This window comes from Rhodovulum sp. (assembly GCF_011048875.1).
Classification (GTDB): Bacteria; Pseudomonadota; Alphaproteobacteria; order Rhodobacterales; family Rhodobacteraceae; genus Rhodovulum; species Rhodovulum tesquicola.
On record NZ_DSDD01000254.1, the window covers coordinates 1 to 2,294 of the forward strand.

Here is a 2,294-nt window from a genome sequence, read left to right on the forward strand (position 1 = left end):
GCCGCGCGCAATTTCCACGGCGGCAACGCGATTGTCGGCGGCGGGCTGCCGCTGGCGGTGGGGCTGGCGCTGGCCGACCGGATGAGGGGCGCGCCCCATGTCACGGCGTGTTTCCTCGGTGAGGGCGCGGTGGCCGAGGGAGAGTTCCACGAATCGATGAACCTCGCGGCGCTCTGGGGCCTGCGCGTCCTTTTTGTCTGTGAGAACAACGGCTACGCGATAGGCTCGGCGCTGGCGCGCACCGAGACGCAGATGCAGTTGACCGCCAAGGCCGAAAGCTACGGGATGGAGGCCCACCAGGTCGATGGCATGGACGTGGTCGCGATCGAGGCCGCGACCCGTCGCGCGCTCGCCCGCCTCCGCGAGACCGGCAGGCCCCTGTTCATCGAGGCCCGGACCTACCGCTCCCGGGCCCATTCGATGTTCGACGCCCAGCTTTACCGCGACAAGGCCGAGGTCGAGGACCGGCGGCAGAAGGGCGCGATCGTGCGATTCCAGGGCTGGCTGCTGGAAACAGACCTCGCCCACGAGGAGGACGTTGCCCGGATCGAGGCCGAGGTCGCCGCCGAGATCGACGCTGCCGTGACCTTTGCCGAGGCGGCGGAGTGGGAGCCGGTCGAAAGCCTGACCCGCCACGTGACGGCCGGGCACCGCCTGCCGCCCCACCCGCCGCCCGACCCTCGGGCCGGACCGTGACGATGACCTGCCGCGAGGCGGTGAAACAGGCGATCCGGAACGCGCTGATCCGCGACGACAGGGCGTTCCTGATGGGCGAGGACGTGGGCGCCTATGGCGGCTGCTATGCCGTTTCCAAGGAACTGATGGCCGAATTCGACGAGGACCGCATCCGCGACACGCCCTTGTCCGGGTCGGGCTTCACCGGGGCGGGGATCGGGGCGGCGGTGGCGGGGATGCGCCCGATTGTCGAGGTGATGACGGTGAACTTCTCGCTGCTCGCGCTCGACCAGATCCTGAACAGGGCGGCCACGCTGCGCCACATGTCGGGCGGGCAGTTCGGCTGCCCCGTCGTGATTCGCATGGCAACTGGCGCGGGCCGGCAACTGGCTGCCCAGCATTCCCACAGCCTCGAGGGCTGGTTCGCCCATATCCCCGGTTTGCGCGTGCTGGCGCCTGCCACGCTGGAGGATGCGCGGGGGATGCTGTGGATGGCGCTGGAAGACCCGGACCCGGTGCTGATCTTCGAGAATGTCATGCTGTACAACCGTGAGGGTCAGATCGACGAGGCCGCCGGGCCGCTGGACATCGACCGCGCGGCGATCCGGCGGGCAGGGCGGGATGTGAGCCTGATCACCTATGGTGGCTCGCTCTGGAAGGTGCTGGAAGCCGCCGAGGCGCTGGCGGGCGAGGGCATCGAGGCCGACGTGATCGACCTGCGGTCCTTGCGCCCGCTGGACGAGGCGACGATCGCGGAAAGCGTCGGACGCACCCGCCGCGCGGTGGTTGTGGATGAGGGCTGGCGCAGCGGATCGCTGGCCGCCGAGATCATGGCCCGTATCGCCGAGCGATGTTTCCGGTCGCTGGATGCACCACCGGCCCGGATCTGTGCCGAGGAAGTGCCGATCCCCTATCCCGAACACCTGGAAGAGGCCGCGATCCCGCAGGTGTCGGACATTGTCGCCGCGGTTCGGGGCGTGATGGGGAGATAGCGATGGGGCTGTTCACCATGCCGTCCCTTGGTGCCGACATGGAGGCGGGCACCCTGACCGAATGGCGGGTCGGCCCCGGTGACAGGGTGCGGCGAGGCGATATCGTGGCGGTGGTCGAGACCCGGAAGGGGGCGATCGAGATCGAGATCCTCGAAGAGGGCACTGTCGAACGGCTGGAGGCGGAGATCGGCCAGACGCTGCCCGTCGGCGCGCCGCTGGCGCGGATCCGGGGGCCGGGGAAGGGGGCGAACCGGGGGCGGCGCCGGGAACTGAGGTCGTCGCGCCGGAAGCGGCTGCGCCCGAAACGCCTGAGCCGCAGCCGCAACGTCCGGCTGCCCGGGGCTTTGCCGCGTCGCCTGCAGCGCGGGTGCTGGCGGCAGAACGCGGGATCGCGCTGGCGACGGTGACGGGCACGGGCACGGGGCCCGGCGGGGCGATCCTGCTGGCCGATGTCGAGCGGGCGCAGGCGGTCGCGCAAGAAGCCCCCGACCCGCGCGCCGGGATGCGCAAGGCGATTGCGTCGGCCATGGCAAAGTCGAAACGCGAGATCCCGCATTACTATCTGGCCCACCGGATCGACCTTCAGGCATCGACGGACTGGCTCTCCGCGCAGAACGCCGCGCGCCC

At 70.4% G+C, this 2,294-nt stretch carries 4 protein-coding genes; all 4 read left to right on the plus strand.

What is annotated here, in order from left to right; all coding sequences use genetic code 11:
• A partial coding sequence (locus ENN83_RS08975) for a thiamine pyrophosphate-dependent enzyme (RefSeq protein ID WP_287186090.1) occupies window positions 1-696 on the plus strand: 696 nt, incomplete at its 5' end.
• A gap of 2 nt (window positions 697-698) precedes the next feature.
• Window positions 699-1,667, plus strand: coding sequence for an alpha-ketoacid dehydrogenase subunit beta (locus ENN83_RS08980; protein WP_287186095.1), 969 nt, complete (start codon window positions 699-701; stop codon window positions 1,665-1,667).
• Window positions 1,668-1,669: 2 nt separating this feature from the next.
• Window positions 1,670-2,074: a biotin/lipoyl-containing protein gene (locus tag ENN83_RS08985; RefSeq protein WP_287186092.1), complete on the plus strand. Its 405-nt coding sequence runs from the start codon at window positions 1,670-1,672 to the stop codon at window positions 2,072-2,074.
• Window positions 2,035-2,294, plus strand: a 260-nt coding sequence (locus ENN83_RS08990; protein ID WP_287186094.1) for an E3 binding domain-containing protein, incomplete at its 3' end; no start/stop codon positions are given. The genes ENN83_RS08985 and ENN83_RS08990, both read left to right, overlap by 40 nt.

Bases quoted from the DNA above. Each gene is read 5' to 3' on its own strand.
- ENN83_RS08985 (WP_287186092.1), top strand. From the start codon at position 1,670: ATGGGGCTGTTCACCATGCCGTCCCTTGGTGCCGACATGGAGGCGGGC.
- ENN83_RS08980 (WP_287186095.1), top strand. From the start codon at position 699: ATGACCTGCCGCGAGGCGGTGAAACAGGCGATCCGGAACGCGCTGATC.